The 15,773-nt window shown below is 73.4% G+C and carries 15 protein-coding genes; 3 read left to right on the top strand and 12 right to left on the bottom strand.

What is annotated here, in order from left to right:
• Nucleotides 1-820: 820 nt before the first annotated feature.
• From AB0I21_RS29660 to AB0I21_RS29645, 4 genes are read right to left on the bottom strand one after another with little or no spacing between them, the layout of a single operon-like run.
• Complete coding sequence (locus tag AB0I21_RS29660; RefSeq protein WP_360566044.1) at nucleotides 821-1,615, bottom strand: isoprenyl transferase; 795 nt, start codon at nucleotides 1,613-1,615, stop codon at nucleotides 821-823.
• Entirely contained in the window at nucleotides 1,612-2,406 is a 795-nt protein-coding gene (gene recO, locus AB0I21_RS29655) for a DNA repair protein RecO (protein WP_360566043.1), read from the bottom strand. The genes AB0I21_RS29660 and recO overlap by 4 nt, the downstream gene beginning before the upstream one ends.
• 10 nt (nucleotides 2,407-2,416) lie before the next feature.
• Nucleotides 2,417-3,304 carry a GTPase Era gene (gene era / locus AB0I21_RS29650; protein ID WP_360566042.1) on the bottom strand — a complete coding sequence of 296 codons (888 nt, stop codon included), beginning with the start codon at nucleotides 3,302-3,304 and terminating at the stop codon, nucleotides 2,417-2,419.
• Nucleotides 3,305-3,319: 15 nt separating this feature from the next.
• Entirely contained in the window at nucleotides 3,320-6,646 is a 3,327-nt protein-coding gene (locus tag AB0I21_RS29645) for an FtsK/SpoIIIE domain-containing protein (RefSeq protein WP_360566040.1), read from the bottom strand.
• Between the two features lie 209 nt (nucleotides 6,647-6,855).
• On the opposite strand from AB0I21_RS29645, the gene AB0I21_RS29640 reads away from it, so the two are divergent.
• Nucleotides 6,856-7,554: an HAD family hydrolase gene (locus tag AB0I21_RS29640; RefSeq protein ID WP_360566038.1), complete on the top strand. Its 699-nt coding sequence runs from the start codon at nucleotides 6,856-6,858 to the stop codon at nucleotides 7,552-7,554.
• Nucleotides 7,555-7,558: 4 nt separating this feature from the next.
• Here AB0I21_RS29640 and AB0I21_RS29635 read toward each other — a convergent pair whose 3' ends face one another.
• From AB0I21_RS29635 to AB0I21_RS29610, 6 genes are read right to left on the bottom strand one after another with little or no spacing between them, the layout of a single operon-like run.
• On the bottom strand, nucleotides 7,559-8,455 hold the full coding sequence (locus tag AB0I21_RS29635) for an aminotransferase class IV (RefSeq protein ID WP_360566036.1): 897 nt from the start codon (nucleotides 8,453-8,455) through the stop codon (nucleotides 7,559-7,561).
• A 4-nt stretch (nucleotides 8,456-8,459) separates the two neighbouring features.
• A complete protein-coding gene (locus AB0I21_RS29630; protein WP_360566035.1) occupies nucleotides 8,460-9,002 on the bottom strand; it encodes a MarR family winged helix-turn-helix transcriptional regulator in 543 nt (180 codons plus the stop codon).
• 14 nt (nucleotides 9,003-9,016) lie between these two features.
• A complete protein-coding gene (locus tag AB0I21_RS29625; protein WP_344511959.1) occupies nucleotides 9,017-9,370 on the bottom strand; it encodes a cytidine deaminase in 354 nt (117 codons plus the stop codon).
• Nucleotides 9,363-10,691, bottom strand: a complete 1,329-nt coding sequence (locus AB0I21_RS29620; protein ID WP_360566097.1) for a hemolysin family protein — start codon at nucleotides 10,689-10,691, stop codon at nucleotides 9,363-9,365. The genes AB0I21_RS29625 and AB0I21_RS29620 overlap by 8 nt, the downstream gene beginning before the upstream one ends.
• On the bottom strand, nucleotides 10,679-11,131 hold the full coding sequence (gene ybeY, locus AB0I21_RS29615; RefSeq protein WP_344511961.1) for an rRNA maturation RNase YbeY: 453 nt from the start codon (nucleotides 11,129-11,131) through the stop codon (nucleotides 10,679-10,681). Before ybeY ends, AB0I21_RS29620 begins: the two co-directional genes overlap by 13 nt.
• 22 nt (nucleotides 11,132-11,153) lie before the next feature.
• A complete protein-coding gene (locus AB0I21_RS29610) occupies nucleotides 11,154-12,218 on the bottom strand; it encodes a PhoH family protein (protein WP_360566033.1) in 1,065 nt (354 codons plus the stop codon).
• Nucleotides 12,219-12,466: 248 nt separating this feature from the next.
• Between AB0I21_RS29610 and AB0I21_RS29605 the strand changes: the two genes are divergently transcribed.
• Complete coding sequence (locus tag AB0I21_RS29605) at nucleotides 12,467-13,237, top strand: VOC family protein (protein WP_360566031.1); 771 nt, start codon at nucleotides 12,467-12,469, stop codon at nucleotides 13,235-13,237.
• Nucleotides 13,238-13,295: 58 nt separating this feature from the next.
• Here AB0I21_RS29605 and AB0I21_RS29600 read toward each other — a convergent pair whose 3' ends face one another.
• Both AB0I21_RS29600 and AB0I21_RS29595 read right to left on the bottom strand, forming a co-directional pair.
• Nucleotides 13,296-14,645 carry a serine hydrolase domain-containing protein gene (locus AB0I21_RS29600; RefSeq protein ID WP_344511967.1) on the bottom strand — a complete coding sequence of 450 codons (1,350 nt, stop codon included), beginning with the start codon at nucleotides 14,643-14,645 and terminating at the stop codon, nucleotides 13,296-13,298.
• A complete protein-coding gene (locus tag AB0I21_RS29595) occupies nucleotides 14,642-14,992 on the bottom strand; it encodes a histidine triad nucleotide-binding protein (protein ID WP_360566029.1) in 351 nt (116 codons plus the stop codon). The genes AB0I21_RS29600 and AB0I21_RS29595 overlap by 4 nt, the downstream gene beginning before the upstream one ends.
• Nucleotides 14,993-15,034: 42 nt before the next feature.
• Here AB0I21_RS29595 and AB0I21_RS29590 point away from each other — a divergent pair, with 42 nt between their 5' ends.
• Nucleotides 15,035-15,772, top strand: coding sequence for an SDR family oxidoreductase (locus AB0I21_RS29590; protein ID WP_360566027.1), 738 nt, complete (start codon nucleotides 15,035-15,037; stop codon nucleotides 15,770-15,772).
• The last annotated feature ends 1 nt before the right edge of the window (nucleotide 15,773 follow it).

Here is a 15,773-nt window from a genome sequence, read left to right as displayed (position 1 = left end):
TGCGGGGCTGCGGGGCTGCGGGGCTGCGGGGCTGCGGGGCTGCGGGGCTGCGGGGCTGCGGGGCTGCGGGGCTGCGGGGCTGCGGGGCTGCGGGGATTGTTGACCACCCTCGGCCGGCGGGCCTGTCAGGACCACCACCGGCCTGCGCCCCTGCCGCCAAGGCCCCTCTCAGGACCACCACCGGCCAGCGCCCCAGCTGTCAAGCCCCTCTCAAGACCACCGTCCGCCAGCGCCCCGGCTGTCAGGGCCCCTGAAACGCTCGTCGGCCAGCGGGGCTGCCGGGACCGCCGACCCGCGCCAGCCGGTGGCACGGTTCGCCGCGACCGCTCACCGCCGGCGCGATGCTGCCTTCGGCATGCCCGGAGGCCACATGACCGGAGGCCGCACGCCAACAGAGGCCGCACGCCCGCCGAACGCCGCATGCTCTCCGACGCCCGCCGAACTCCGCATGCCTGCCGCGTGCCCGCCGAACGCACGCCGCACGCCGCACGACGAACGCACGCCGCACGACGACCGAACGCCGCACGCTGCACGCCGCACGCCGCACGACGAACGCACGCCGCACGCCGCACGCCGACCGAACGCCGCATGCCCGCCGAAGGCAGCGTGCCCACCGGAGGCAGCATCGCCGGCGGTGAGCGATCTACGCGCGCGGGCGAGCGATGCGACCCCCAAGCGATCCGTGGCAACGAGCCGATGCGAGCGACCCACGGCAGTGGAACGAGGCGGGTCCCGGTGACGGCCGGCCGCTTCCCACACCGTACCTCAGCTCACCTAATTGATCTTCAATCCGGTGACGAGGCAACGACGCAGGGAAGTTTCAGCTGGTCAAGGTTGGCACGACAGGGTTGGGGATGGCGCCGCCGAAGCGGCGGTCGCGCTTCGCGTAGACCTCGCAGGCGTACCAGAGGTGGCGGCGGTCGAAGTCAGGCCAGAGGGTGTCGACGGAGACGAACTCCGCGTACGCCGCCTGCCAGATCATGAAGTTGCTGGTGCGCATCTCGCCGGAGCTGCGAACCAGCAGGTCGACGTCGGGCAGGTCGGGCTCGTCGAGGTAGCGGGCGAAGGTCTTCTCCGTGATGCGGTCGGGCTTGAGGCGACCGGCCTGGACGTCAAGAGCGATACGCGCCGCCGCGTCGGCGACCTCGGCCCGGCCGCCGTAGTTGACGCACATGGTGAAGGTGAGCTTGTCGTTGCGCTTCGTGAGCTCCTCGGCGTACTCGAGCTCGTTGATGACGCTGCGCCACAGCTTGGGGCGGCGGCCCGCCCAGCGGACGCGGATGCCCATCTCGTGGAACTCGTCGCGACGGCGGTGGATGGTGTCGCGGTTGAAGTTCATGAGGAAGCGGACCTCCTCGGGGGACCGCTTCCAGTTCTCGGTCGAGAAGGCGTAGGCGCTGACGTACTTGACGCCGAGCTCGAGCGCGCCCTCGATGACGTCGAAGAGGGCGGCCTCGCCGGCGGTGTGGCCGGCGGTGCGGGGCAGGCCGCGTTGCTTCGCCCAGCGGCCGTTGCCGTCCATGATGATCGCCACGTGCTGCGGCACGGCCTCTTTCGGCAGCGCCGGCGGGCGGGCGCCGGTGGGGTGCTGCGACGGCGGACGGAATCTGCTCACGAACTGTCCTTTCGATCCCGGGCGCGGCCACGGGTGGTGTCGTCCCGGTCTACCAGCGGGAGCGAGCGTAGCGCCCGCTCCAGGTGCCACTGCAGATGCGCCGCGACCAGCCCGCTGGCCTCGCGCCGATGGTTGGGCTCGCTGGCGTCGGCGACCAGCCAGTCCGACAAAGCGAGCGCCGCCATCAGTTCGATCGTCGCAGGCGCCGGGTGCGACGCGCCGGGCGGGCGGCAGTCGGGACACACGGCGCCGCCGGCGGGCACGGAGAACCCGCGGTGCGGGCCGGCGGTGCCGCAGACGGCGCACTCCCGCAGCGCGGGTGCCCAGCCGGCGATGCCCATCGCGCGCAGCAGGTAGGCGTCCAGGACGAGGCTGCTGCCGTGCTCGCCGAGGGCGAGGGCCTTGATGGCGCCGAGGGTCAGCTGAAACAGGCGCAGCGCCGGCTCCTGCTCGACGGGGGTGAGCCGTTCGGCGGTCTCGGCGATCGCGGAGGCGACCGTGTACCTGGGGTAGTCGTCCATGATGCGGCGGCCGTACAGGTCGACGCCTTCCACCTGGCTGATCACGTCGAGGCTGCGGCCTTCGAGGAGCTGCACGTCGACGTGGCCGAAGGGTTCGAGGCGGCCGCCGAACTTCGACATGGTCTTCCGGACACCCTTCGCGACGGCGCGGATGCGGCCGTGCCGGCGGGTGAAGAGGGTGATGATCCGGTCGGACTCGCCCAGTTTCTGCACCCGCAGGATGACCGCGTCGTCGCGGTACAGCTTCCCCTTGAACCCGGCCCCGGACACCGAAGAACCCTCAGAAGCCCAGGCGGCGCAGCTGCTTCGGGTCCCGCTGCCAGTCCTTGGCGACCCGGACGTGCAGGTCGAGGTAGACGCGGCCGCCGACGAGGTCCTCGATCGCCCGGCGGGCGCGGGTGCCGACGTCCTTGAGGCGGCTCGCCTGGTGGCCGATGACGATCGCCTTCTGGCTGGGGCGCTCCACGTAGACGTCGGCGAAGACCCTGGTCAGGCCGCCTTCCTCGACCAGCACCTCCTCGACCAGGACGGCGATCGAGTGCGGGAGCTCGTCGCGTACGCCTTCGAGGGCGGCCTCACGGATGAGCTCGGCCATGAGGACGTGCTCGGGTTCGTCGGTGAGCATGCCGTCCGGGTACAGCTGCGGCGACTCCGGCAGGTGTTTGATCATGACGTCGACGAGGGTCTGGACCTGCGCGCCGGAGACGGCGCTGACCGGCACGATGTCGGCGAAGTCGCCGAGCTCCTGCACGGCGAGGAGCCGCTCGGCGAGCTTGCCGCGGTCGACGAGGTCGGTCTTGGTGACGACCGCGACGAGGGTGGCCTTCAGCTCGGCGATCTCGCCGGTGATGAAGCGGTCACCGCGGCCGATCTCCTCGTCGGCGGGCAGGCAGAGGCCGATCACGTCGACCTCGCTCCAGGTGGCCCGGACGAGGTCGTTGAGTCGCTCCCCCAGCAGGGTCCGCGGCCGGTGCAGCCCGGGGGTGTCCACGAGCACGAGCTGCGAGTCCGGCCGGTGTACGACGCCGCGGACGGTGTGCCTGGTGGTCTGCGGCTTCGCCGACGTGATCGCGATCTTCTGGCCGACGATCGCGTTGGTGAGCGTCGACTTGCCCGCGTTGGGCCGGCCGACGAAGCACGCGAAGCCTGCGTGGTAGTTGTGCTGCACGGTGGTTCAGCGTACTCAGACCTCGAGCTGCAACTGGCGGGGGCGTTGTGCAGGTGTTGTGACGGTGCGTGCGTCGGGTGGTGTGGCGAGGGCCGTCTGCAGCTCGATCGTGCCCTCGACGAGGCCCCGGCCGGCGGACCGGAGCACGATCCGGCCGGGCATGAGCCGGGACAGGGCCGTCGGCACGGCGCTGCGCTGCTCGGTCGCGAGGACCAGGTGCACGCCGACCGCCTTGCCGTCGCCGGCGAGCCGGATGAGGGCGTCGTTGAGCCGTACGTCGTGGCCGTCGACGAGGACGAGGACGCGGGCGCCGGCGTGCTCGGCGAGCGCGGCCCGCTCCACGACCAGCTTGTCGATGGTGGCGAGCAGCGCCTCGGCCTGCTCGACGGCGGTGCCGTCGACGCGGTACACGCGCAGCCTGGTGCCGTCGAACCGGGCCGAGAAGGAAGCGGCGATCGTGTCGAGCAGGCTGCTCTTGCCGCCGCCGGTGGGTCCGAAGACGAGCAGGTGGCCGAGCTCGTCGAGGTCGAGCTGCCAGACCTGCCGGGCCTGCGAGTTGGGCAGGTCGACCATGCCGATCGCGGCGGCGAACCCAGATGCGTGGGCCGTCGTCTCCGGCTGGGTCAGCTCGTCCAGCGTGTACGACTGGGCGAGCGGCGGCTGCCAGGGGCGGGGCTGGTCGGGGACGCGGGCCTCGCGGTGCGCGGCGGTGATCGCCTCCACGAGCCGCTGCAGGTCCGTCGGCGCATTGTCGTCGCCACCGACGGGCGCGTCGAGCGCCTCGCGGTCGATGAGCCCGGACTCGAAGCGGACCTCGGTGATCGTCGTGGGGGTGGCGCGGCGGCCGGCCGGGGACCGGAACCCGCCGTAGGCGACCTGGACGGCCTGGAAGCCGCCCTCGGTGGTCCGCACGAACGCCCGCCCGGCGAGCAGCGGCGACAGGTGTGCCGCGTCGGGGCGTTCGAGCACCTCGAGGCTGTCGGCCTCCTCCTCGACGCGCAGCGCGATGCGCAGGTCGGCCTCGGCGCGCAGGTCGTCGTCGACGGCGCCGTGCGGTTTCGCGGTCGCCAGCAGCAGGTGGACGCCGGCGTGCCGGCCGCGGCGGGCGAGCTCCCGCAGGGCGGGCACGAAGTCGGCGGGGGCGTCGACGAACTCGGCGACGACGACGAGCAGGTTCGCCGGGGCGGCGGCCGGGAACTTGCGTTCCATCTCGACGATGTCCTTGACCGAGTGCCGGCGCAGGACGGCCTCGCGGCGGCGCAGCTCCGCGTTGAGCGACACGAGGACCCGGCGGGCCTGGTGCGGGTCGGTGTCGGTGAAGACGCCGACGGTGTGCGGCAGCGAGACACATTCGGCGAAGGTGCCGACGGGCGCGGACCCCGGGTCGGCGTCGGCGGCCGGATCCGACGCGGCAACGGAATCGGAGGCGGGCGGGAAGTCCATGAGGACGAACGTGAGACGGTTCGCCGGGTAGGTGGCGGCCAGCGCGGCCAGGTAGGACCGCAGCAGCCACGAGCGGCCCGAGCCGCCCACCCCCGCGACGAGCCCGTGCGGCCCGTCCCGGCGCAGGTCGACGCTGACCGGTCCGACCCCGCCGGGTGCCATGCCGCCGAGCCCGATCGGCGCGGCCAGCCCGCGGTCACGGGTCGACGGCACCCAGCGCTTCACGATCGCGCTCGGGCTCAGGTCGGTCAGGTTCAGCACCTCGGCGAGGGGCGCGACCCGCGGCGCGGCGCTGCCGGCGGCGTCGGGCGTGGCGGCGAGCGCGTGCGCGACCCGTGTCGCGACGTCCGCCGGCAGCGGCTCGCCGTCCTGCACGGAGACGCCCGGGGGCAGCTCGTCGCGGGTCGGCGCGCCGACCAGCAGGCTGATCCCGCAGCGCGGGCCCTCCTCGACGAGGCGGGTCAGGGACGCCGGCGGCACCAGCGACGGGTCCGGCAGCACGACGACGACGTGCGGCACGAACGACTCGGCGATCGCGTGCCGGCCCCGGCGCCGCTGGCGCAGCAGCGCCTCGACGAGCGCCAGGACCTGCAGCCGGTCCTCCTCGCCCGCGGCGATCGTGCGGGCGCCGGGGGCGATCGCGGCGGTCAGCGTCCGGGTGTGCGGCAGCCAGCCGGTCCAGGTCCACTCCGGCGCGTCGCTGAGCACGACGACGGCGAGGTCGGTGGGGTTGGCGAGGGTCGCCAGCTGGGTCAGCCAGGAGCGCAGCACCCCGTCGGTGACGCCGGTGGGGCCGGCGACGCCGAGCGCGCCGAGGACCCGCAGGTCGGCCTCGACGGGCACGTCCCGGTCGACGGCGTGCCGGGCCCGCAGCGTCTCGGTCCGCTCGACGTGGGCCGGGTCGGCGTCGGGGCCCGGCGGCGGCTGTTCGAAGCGGAGCCGGCCCGGCAGGTCGGCGGTCCGCAGCCGCAGCGTGAGGAAGTCGCGGTCGTCGGGGCGGCGGGTCCAGAGGCCACCGGCGCGCACCGCGGCGAGCTCCGGGTTGTCGATGCTGCCGGCGTACCGGTCGGCGGCGCGGGCGAGATGCGCCAGGCTCGGTGTCGCGGCGCGGCGCATCCGCAGCACCGCCCGGTGCTTGACGGCGGCGTCGGCCTCGGCGCGTTCGACGGCGGCGGCGAACTCGGCGACCGGGTCGAGGGTCGAGCGCCGGAACGCCAGGCGCCGCTTCTTCGGCGGCTGCGGCACCGCCGGCAGCCACACGGCCGGCGCCGGGCCGACGGCCACGTCGAGGGCGGGTGTCTCCTCGACGGTGACGAGGGTGCCGGCGAGGCGCAGCAGCTGCCCGGGGGCGAGGGTGACGGTGCCGGTCAGCGGCTCGCCGTCGATGGTGGTGCCGGCCGGCGAGCGCAGGTCGGTCGCGGCGACCTCGTGGCTGCCGATGCCCAGGTGCAGGTGGCGGCGGCCGGCGGCCGGGTCGGCGAGGACCAGGTCACCGGAGGGGTCGGTGCCGATGACGAACTCCCCCGCCGGCAGCGGCAGCCACCGTCCGGCGTCGGGCCCGGCGACGACGAGCAGCTCGAAGCGGTGCTCGGCGGGCGCGACCGGCGCTTCGGGTGCCTGCTCGGGCGGGCCGAGCACGATCGTGTCGCCGCACCGCAGCCCCTGCGCGCCGAGCGGGCGGGCCGGGTCGAGGCGGCGGCCGGTGCGCAGGTTCCACGCCCAGGTCGCCTGCTGCGGCCGGTCGGCGGGGTCGAGGTCGCTCAGGAGCGCGGTGATGAGGTCGGTGACGGTGCCGCCGTGGTCGGCCCGGAGGCGGACCGTGCGGTCCCGTCCGGTTGACAGCGACGACGGCGTCGTGCCGTCCCGTCGCGCCACTCGCACGTCGATCAGCAGGTCCATGGACCGGCCCCTTCCTTCCCGCGCAGTGCGTCCGTCGGCTACCTGTCGGCGTTGTCCAGTAGGCCTGGTGGCGGGGCGGGCGCACTGCAGGGCTCCGCATCCGACAGTAAGCGCCGGAAGGCCGAGTGGATCGCATCGACGCGCACCAGGATTCCGTCACATACAGCAGTAAAACTGGCGGAAAGCCGCGTCGGTTACCCTCGTCAGCCATGACGGTACGAGTGGCGATGTGGTCCGGCCCCCGCAACATCTCCACCGCGATGATGCGCAGCTTCGGCGCGCGGGCGGACACGGTGGTGGTCGACGAGCCGCTGTACGCGCACTATCTGGCCGCGACCGGCATCGAGCACCCGGGCCGGGAGGAGATCCTGGCGTCCCAGCCCGTCGACTGGCGGGAGGCCGTGTCGGCGCTGGTCGCGGACGTGCCGGCGGCGGTGCACTACCAGAAGCACATGACCCATCACCTGCTGCCGGACATCGGCCGGGACTGGCTGGGGGCGGTCCGCAACGCGTTCCTCGTCCGGGACCCGGCGTACGTGGTCGCCTCCTACGCGAAGGTCCGTGGCGAGCCGACCCTCGCCGACCTCGGCTACGAGCAGCAGGTGGAGATCTTCCGCGCGTACGGCGGCCCGGTCGTCGACGCCGCGGACGTGCTGCGCGACCCGGCGGGCACGCTGTCGCGGCTCTGCGCGGCGCTCGGCGTCCCGTGGGACCCGGCGATGCTGGCGTGGCCGGCGGGGCGGCGCGACACCGACGGGGTGTGGGCGCCGCACTGGTATGCGGCGGTCGAGTCCTCGACGGGCTTCGCCGCCTACGACCCGCGCCCCGCCGACGTCCCGGAGCGCCTGCGGTGGCTCGTCGACGCGGCCGCCCCGCTCTACGCGGAGCTGTCCGCGCACAGCCTCTGAGCCGCTACAGCCGCTGGGCGTGCTTGCGGGCATGCTCGCGGTACGTGCCGGCGAGGCGTCGCGTGACCGGGCCGACGGTGCCGTCGCCGATGGGGCGGCCGTCGATCCGCACGACGCCGGCGATCTCGCCCATCGTGCCGGTGCAGAAGACCTCGTCGGCGGTGTACATCTCGACCTGCGACACGTCGCGGACGGCCACGCCCAGCCCTTCGCCGGGCGCGAGCCGGATGACGGTGTCGCGGGTGATGCCCTCCGGGCAGGCGACCGCCCGTGGCGTGACGAGGCCGCCGTCGACGACCGCGAACAGGTGCGTGGCGTTGGTCTCCGCGACGAACCCGCGGCCGTCGAGCATCATCGCGTCGTCGGCGCCGGCGAGGTTCGCCTCCATCTTCGCCAGGATCGAGTTGATCAGGTTGTTGTGGTGGATCTTCGGGTCGAGCACGTCCGGGCCGGGCCGGCGCACGCTGGAGGTCACCAGGGAGAGGCCGCCCGTGTCGTACACCGGCGGCTTGTGCTCGGCGAGCACGATCAGCGTGCAGCCGGACGCGTTGAGCCGCGGGTCCATGCCGCTGGTGACCTTGACGCCCCTGGTCAGGGTGAGCCGCACGTGGACGCCGTCGGTCATGGCGTTGGCGTCCAGCGTCGCCCGGACCGCGGCCACGATCTCCTCGTCGGCGGGGATCCGCGCGAAGCCGAGCGCCAGGGCCGAGCGCCGCAGCCGCGCCAGGTGCTCGCGGAGGCCGTAGACGCCGCCGTCGTAGACCCGCAGCCCCTCCCAGACGGCGTCGCCGCCCTGCACCACCGAGTCGAACGGCGAGATCCCCGGCTCGTCGCGGTGCCGCAGCACGCCGTCGACCCAGTAGCGGATGTCGGCGTTGCGGGGGTCGTACTGCTGCAGCACGTGTTCAGGCTCCTTCGGATACGGCCTCAGCGGCCTCAGCGGCCTCGACGGCCTCGTCTCCCAGCTCCACCAGCAGCTCCCGCAGGTGGCCGGCCGCGGTGAGCAGCAGCTCGTCCGGCACGGGGGCGAAGAGCCGCGCCTGCGCCCTCGTCACGGCCCGCACGACCCGCTCGGCGACCGTGACCCCCTTCGGCGTCAGCCTGACCCAGGCGACGCGGGCGTCGGCGGCGTCGGCGGCCCGCTCGATCACGCCGTCCTGCTGCAGCCTGCGCAGCACGTTGCTGATCCCGCCGGACGTGAGCAGCAGGCTGCCGGCCAGGTCGGACGGTTTCAGCGCGTACGGCGCACCCACCCGCCGCAGCGCGGACAGCACGTCGAACTCGGCCGGCGTCAGCCCGACCGCCGCCGTCTCGGCGCGGACGACCTCCTGCAGCCGGCCGGCGAGCCGGTGGATCCGCTTGCCGAGCTCCATCGCGGGCCCGACCGTGTCGGGCAGCTGCACCCGCCACTCGTCGACGACGTCGTCGACCCGGTCTCTGCGCACCACCGTGGATCCCGGCGTCAGTCCGCGATGGTGGCGAAGACGACTGCGTCGGGGGCGGCCAGGTGGATGGGGGCGGACGGCGACACGTCGCGGACGGCGGCGCGGCCCAGGGTGTCCAGCGACGACGCCTCGGTGACGACGGCGGCGGCCTCGATCTTGCCGGCGCCGGACGCGACCGCCATCGCCACCGCCAGCTGCAGCGCGGTGACCGACAGGGACGGCAGGGCGACGGAGGCGGCGTTGTAGGTGCGGCCGTCGCCGTCGCGGACGGCGGCGCCCTCCGCGGCGCCGATCCGGGCGCGGGCGGCCCGGGCCAGGGTCACCAGCTTCGCGTCCTCCGCGGAGAGCTGCGAGGGCTCTGACTCAGGCATCGGCGTGCTGCCTTTCGCTGTCGTGGCTGGCCTGCTCCTCGTCGTCGGGGTCGGCCCGGCGGACGAGCAGGGTGTCGATGCGGTTGCGGCGGCCGGCGGTGCCCTCGGCGAGCAGGTGCAGGCCGCCGACGACTGCGGCGGCGCCGGGGATCGGGACGCGGCCGAGGGCCTGCGCGAGGAGGCCGGCGACGGTCTCGACCTCGTCGGCGGGCAGCTCCACGTCGAACAGCTCGCCGAGGTCCTCGACCGGCAGGCGGCTGGTGATCCGGTACGCGCCGTCGGGGAGCTCCTCGACCGGGGGACGCTCGGCGACGTCGTACTCGTCGGTGATCTCGCCGACGATCTCCTCGAGGATGTCCTCGATCGTGACGAGGCCGGCGGTGCCGCCGTACTCGTCGATGATGATCGCCATGTGGGTGCGGGCGGCCTGCATCTCGCGGAGCAGGTCGTCGACGGGCTTCGACTCGGGGACGAACGTGGCGTCGCGCATGATCTGGGCGACGGGGATGTCGCCGGCGGCCGCGTCGCCGGACGTGCGGCGGACGAGGTCCTTGAGGTAGGCGATGCCGAGGACGTCGTCGACGTTCTCCCCGACGACGGGGATGCGGGAGAACCCGCTGCGCATCGCGAGCATGAGCGCCTGGCGGACGGTCTTGTGCGTCTCGATCCAGACCATCTCGGTGCGCGGGACCATGACCTCACGGGCGATCGTCGTGCCGAGGGCGAACACCGAGTGGATCATGTCGCGCTCGCCGTGCTCGACGACGCCGCGCTGCTCGGCGAGGTCGACGAGCTCGCGGAGCTCGATGGTGGTGGCGAAGGGCCCCTCGCGGTAGCCCTTGCCGGGGGTCACGGCGTTGCCGATGAGGATCAGCAGCCGGGCCAGGGGGCCCAGGGCGGTGCCGAGCCACCGGACCGGGGGCGCGGCGATCCGGGCGACCGCATAGGCGTGCTGGCGGCCGATCGTGCGCGGGCCGACACCGACGACGACGAAGCTCACCACCGTCATCGAGCCGGCGGTGATGAGCGCGGCGAGCCAGTCGCGGTCGCCGCCGACGGCCGCGGCGGTGACGAGCGCGACGAGCGTGGTCGCGGTCAGCTCGCACAGCAGCCGCAGCAGCAGGAGCAGGTTGATGTAGCGGGCCGGGTCGGCCGCGATGACCTGCAGGGCGTTGGCGCCGGGCTTGCCCTCCCGGGCCAGCTCGTGGGCACGGGCCGGCGACACCACGTTGAGCGCGGCGTCGGACATCGCGAACAACCCTGCCACCACGACCAGCCCTGCGGCGGTCGTCAGCAAGGTCACGTCACTCACTTGCGCCAGCTCTCCAGAAGCCGTGCCTGCAGGCCGAACATCTCGGCCTCCTCCTCGGGCTCGGCGTGGTCGTAGCCCAGCAGGTGCAGGGTGCCGTGGACGGTGAGCAGCGCCAGCTCGTCGATGGTGGCGTGCCCGGCGGCGGCGGCCTGTTTCGCCGCCACCTCCGGGCACAGCACGATGTCGCCGAGCAGCGCGGGCTCGCCGCCGCCCTCGCCGGGGCCGTGGTCGACGCTGCCCTCGTCCATCGGGAAGGCCAGCACGTCGGTCGGGCCGTCGCCGTCCATCCAGCGGTGGTTGAGCTCCGTCATGTACTCGACGTCGACGAGCAGGATCGACAGCTCGGCGAGCGGGTTGACCCCCATCTCGTCGAGCGCGTGCCGCGCCACCGCGAGAATGGTGTCGGAGTTGACGTCGACGCCGGACTCATTGGCGATCTCGATGGACAACAACTGCTCCTGTTAGCCGGGGTTACCTGCGGCGCCCGCGGTCGGGCACAGCACGCACCGGCGGCTTCTGGGCCTCCTGTGCCTCCTGCGCCTCGTCCCACTTGGCGTAGGCGTCGACGATCTCACTGACCAGCCGGTGGCGCACGACATCGGCGCTGCCGAGCTGGGCGAAGTGCACGTCTTCGACGGCACCGAGGATCTCACGGACCACCCTGAGGCCGCTGCGGGTGCCCCCGGGTAGGTCGATCTGCGTCACGTCGCCGGTGACCACGATGCGCGAGCCGAAGCCGAGCCGGGTGAGGAACATCTTCATCTGCTCGGGCGTCGTGTTCTGCGCCTCGTCGAGGATGATGAAGGCGTCGTTCAGCGTGCGGCCGCGCATGTACGCCAGCGGCGCGACCTCGATCGTCCCGGCGGCCATCAGTTTCGGGATGGACTCCGGGTCGAGCATGTCGTGCAGCGCGTCGTACAGCGGGCGCAGGTACGGGTCGATCTTGTCGTAGAGCGTGCCGGGCAGGAAGCCCAGCCGCTCGCCGGCCTCGACCGCCGGCCGGGTCAGGATGATCCGGTTGACCTGCTTGGCCTGCAACGCCTGGACCGCCTTCGCCATGGCGAGGTAGGTCTTGCCGGTGCCGGCCGGGCCGATGCCGAACACGATCGTGTGCTGGTCGATCGAGTCGACATACCGCTTCTGCCCGAGCGTCTTCGGCCGGATGGTGCGGCCGCGCCGGGAGAGGATGTTGAGGGTCAGCACATCGGCGGGGCGCTCCGTGGTGTTCTGCTGGAGCATCCCGACGGTGCGCCGGACGGTGTCCTGGGTGAGCGTCTCCCCCTTGCGCACCAGCTCGATGAGCTCGCTGAAGATGCGCTCGGCCATGGCGTTGTCCGCGGCCGCGCCGGTGATGGTGATCTCGTTGCCCCGCACGTGCACGTCGCTGCTGACGGCCCGCTCGACGAGCTTGAGGATCTCGTCTCCGGCGCCGAGCAGCCTGACCATCGTGTGCGGGTCGGGGACCGTGATCTTGCTGATGGCCCGCACGGGCGGCTCCGACGACACTGCCGGTGCGGGGGTTGGGGTCTCGGTCATACGTCGGCCGCGTAGGGCCTCAAGCACCTGCTTCCGGGGCTCGCTCCTGCTGGGGTTGTCCAGGCTCTTCATGGTATCGGCTGACCGCCCCTGAAGCCGTTCCCATTTCTTGCCCATGCCCGGTTCATGCCTTATAGACGTTATATCCGGTTGGTTGTCGCCCGATCATGTCCTTTGCGCTGAAAGTCCGGACAGGCCCCTCCGCCCGGTGGTACTGAGGCAGAGGACCACATCGACAGGGAGGCCTGATGGTCGAGCGCAGCGGATACGTCGACGGTGAGCCCTGCTGGGCCGACCTGGTCGCCCCCGACCTCGCCGCCGCCCAGCGGTTCTACTCGGCGCTGTTCGGATGGACGTTCCTGGACACCGGCGCCGACTTCGGGCACTACGTCATGTGCCTCAAGGAAGGCAAGGTCGTGGCGGGGATGAGCCCGCCGATGCCCGGCGCGGAGCAGACGCCCGCCGCCTGGAGCCTGTACCTCATGTCACACGACCTGGAGGACACCGCCCGCCGGGTCGACGCCGGCGGCGGCAAGATCATCGTCGCGCCGATGGACATCCCGGGCAACGGCCGGATGCTCTTCGCCCTCGACCCGTCCGGCGCCGCGTTCGGCGCGTGGGAGCCGGGCCAGCACACCGGCTCGCAGCTGTTCGACGAGGACGGCGCGCTGTGCTGGGCGGAGGTCAACACCCGCGAGCCGGACCTCGTCGACGCCTTCTACCAGGGCCTCTTCGGCTACCGGCAGGCCCGGGTCGAGGCCGACGAGCAGTTCGACTACACGGCGTGGAGCCTCGGCAACGCCGACCCCGTCGCCGGGCGGCTCACGATGACCGACGCGTGGGAGGGCATCCCGCCGCACTGGATGGTCTACTTCGCCGCCGCCGACACCGACCGCGCCGCCGACCTGGTCCGGTCGGCGGGCGGCCAGGTGCAGCACGGGCCGTTCGACTCCCCGCACGGCCGCATCGCGGTCGTCGTGGACCCCAACGGCGCCGTCTTCACGATCATCTCCCGCTGACCGCGCCCGGCCGTGCGGCACGGCCGGGCGCAGGGCGGCCCGCGGCGGCCCGCGGCGGTCAGAAGCGGTACTTGTCGAACGTCTCCTGGCCGCGCGTGAAGCGGTACGTCGCCCAGTGCAGCCGCTCGACCGTGCCGTCCCCGGCGCGGGTCAGCCGCAGCAGCTCGCCCGCCTCCCGCCCGGACACCGTGCGGAACACGTCCGGCTGGCCGTCGACCGGCGCGAAGACCGCCGGCGGCCGGTTCGCGGGCTGGTCCGCCTGCCGTGCCTGCAGGGCGCCGGAGTGCCAGCTGAAGACGTACTCGAAGCCCTCACCCCACCAGCGGCCCAGCAGCGAGCGGTACCGCTGCGGCGGCGGCTCGGCCGGCTGCCACGGCGCGATGTCGGCCGGGTCGCTCTCGACCGCCGCGGCGAGCAGCCGGTGCGTCAGGTCGATGACCTCACCGGCGGTGCCGGACGAGCCGAGCGCCGCCGCCCCGAACGCCGCGGGGGTGCCGGCGCCGCCGACCCGCCCGTAGGCGCCGGCGAGGAACCCCGGCATCGCCCCGTCGTGCCCGACGTGCACGATCCGGTCGCCGCCGGGCTGCGGCTGCAGGATCAGGCCCAGGCCGATCCCCCGCGCCCACAGCACGTCCTCGGTGACGGCCCGCGGCGCCCGCATCTCCTCGACCGTCTCCGCCGCCAGGACGCCGCCGGAAGGGTCGACCGCGCGCGGGTCGGCCAGGAACGCCGCCCACTTCGCCAGGTCCGCGGCGGTGCTCCACAGCTGCGCCGCCGGGCCGACCGCGCCGAAGTCGTCCGGGGGCTCCGGGTGCGCGTAGTCGGACCAGGCGTCGACCTGGTAGCCGACGACCGGCCGGGCCGGCGTGACGACGACGTCGTCCAGGCCGAGCGGGTCGAGGATCCGCTCCCGCAGCACCTCCTCCCAGGTGCCGCCGCGCAGCCGCCCGGCGAGGTGCCCGAGCAGCGCGATCGCGAGGTTGGAGTAGTGGAACCGCCGGCCGGCCGGCAGCACCCGCTCGGCCCGGTCGAGCTGGTCGAGCAGCGTGTCCACGTCGGGCGCCTGCATCGTGTCCCAGACGTCGCCGAACGGCTCGCGCTGCAACCCCGACAGGTGCGACAGCATCCTGCCGACGGTCAGGTCGCCGTGCGCCTTCACCGGCAGGTGCCGGGAGATCGGGTCGTCGAGGTCCAGGAGCCCCTCGTCGCGGCACTGCATGACCAGCACCGCCGTGAACGTCTTGGTGACCGAGCCGATCCGCAGCTGGCTGCGCTCGTCGACGTCCGCGCCGACGGTGAACGTCCACAGCGGCCGGTCCGCCCGGTGGATCGCGACGCTCAGCGCCGGGACCCGGGCCTCGGCCTGGACCTGACGGGCGAGCCGCTCGTACTTCTCGAGCGCGGTCATGCCGCCAGCATCCGGCCGAGCGGGCGGCCGCCGAGCACGTGCCCGTGCACGTGGAAGACCTCCTGGCCGCTGAACCGGCCGGTGTTGAAGATGATCCGGTACCCGTCGCCGGTCAGCCCCTCCTGCTCCGCCACCGCGGCACAGGCGGCGAGCACCTTCCCGGCGAGCGCCGGGTCGGCGGCGGCGAGCGCGGCGACGTCGGCGTGATGCGCCCTCGGGATCACCAGCACGTGCGTGGGCGCCTTCGGGTCGATGTCGCGGAACGCCAGGGTGTCGTCGGTCTCGTGGACCACGGTCGCCGGGATCTCGCCCGCGACGATGCGGCAGAACAGGCAGTCATCAGTCACAGTCGCATCGTATGTGGCCTGCGGCTCTTGTACGGTGCTGCCATGGCTGGACGCAAGGTGTTGGTGACAGGGGCATCCCGCGGCATCGGCGAGGCGGTCGCGCACGCGTTCGCCGCGGCGGGCGACACGGTCGCGGTGCACCACCGCGACTCGGCGGACCTCGCTGAGAAGGTCCGGGCGGCGCTGCCCGGCGACGGCCACGTGATCGTCTCCGGCGACCTGACCGACCCCGCCGCGGTCCAGGCCTTCGTCGACGGCGCGGCGCTCTCCCTCGGCGGCCTCGACGTGGTCGTCAACAACGCGGCCGTCGCCGTCGAGCACCCGATCCTCACCGACGACTACGCCACCTGGCAGGCCGCCTGGCAGGTGACCCTGGCCGCCAACCTGGCCGGCCCCGCCAACGTCTGCTGGTGCGCCGCCCGCCACCTCGGCGAGGGCGGCCGGATCGTCAACGTCTCCTCGCGCGGCGCGTACCGCGGCGAGCCCCGCTACCCGGCGTACGGCGCCGCCAAGGCCGGCCTGAACTCGCTGACCCAGTCCCTCGCCCTGGCCCTGGCCCCTCGCGGCATCGCCGTCAACGCGGTCGCCCCGGGCTTCGTCGCCACCGACATGGGCAACGCCGTCATGGCCACCGGCGACGGCGACGCGATCCGCGCGCAGAGCCCGTTCAACCGGGTCGCCCGGCCCGAGGAGGTCGCCGAGGCGGTGCTGTTCCTCGCGGGCTCGGAATGGTCCTCGGGCGCCGTCCTCGACCTGAACGGCGCCTCCTACTTCCGCTGAG

The sequence above is a fragment of the Dactylosporangium sp. NPDC050588 genome (assembly GCF_040654975.1).
Lineage (GTDB): Bacteria > Actinomycetota > Actinomycetes > Mycobacteriales > Micromonosporaceae > Dactylosporangium > Dactylosporangium maewongense.
The sequence above is the reverse complement of the archived record's forward strand: the minus strand, read 5'-3'. Positions and strand labels throughout refer to the sequence as shown.

Bases quoted from the DNA above. Each gene is read 5' to 3' on its own strand.
- AB0I21_RS29605 (WP_360566031.1), top strand. From the start codon at position 12,467: ATGGTCGAGCGCAGCGGATACGTCGACGGTGAGCCCTGCTGGGCCGAC.
- AB0I21_RS29645 (WP_360566040.1), bottom strand. From the start codon at position 6,646: ATGGACCTGCTGATCGACGTGCGAGTGGCGCGACGGGACGGCACGACG.
- AB0I21_RS29600 (WP_344511967.1), bottom strand. From the start codon at position 14,645: ATGACCGCGCTCGAGAAGTACGAGCGGCTCGCCCGTCAGGTCCAGGCC.
- AB0I21_RS29610 (WP_360566033.1), bottom strand. From the start codon at position 12,218: ATGACCGAGACCCCAACCCCCGCACCGGCAGTGTCGTCGGAGCCGCCC.
- AB0I21_RS29590 (WP_360566027.1), top strand. From the start codon at position 15,035: ATGGCTGGACGCAAGGTGTTGGTGACAGGGGCATCCCGCGGCATCGGC.
- AB0I21_RS29640 (WP_360566038.1), top strand. From the start codon at position 6,856: ATGACGGTACGAGTGGCGATGTGGTCCGGCCCCCGCAACATCTCCACC.
- AB0I21_RS29625 (WP_344511959.1), bottom strand. From the start codon at position 9,370: ATGCCTGAGTCAGAGCCCTCGCAGCTCTCCGCGGAGGACGCGAAGCTG.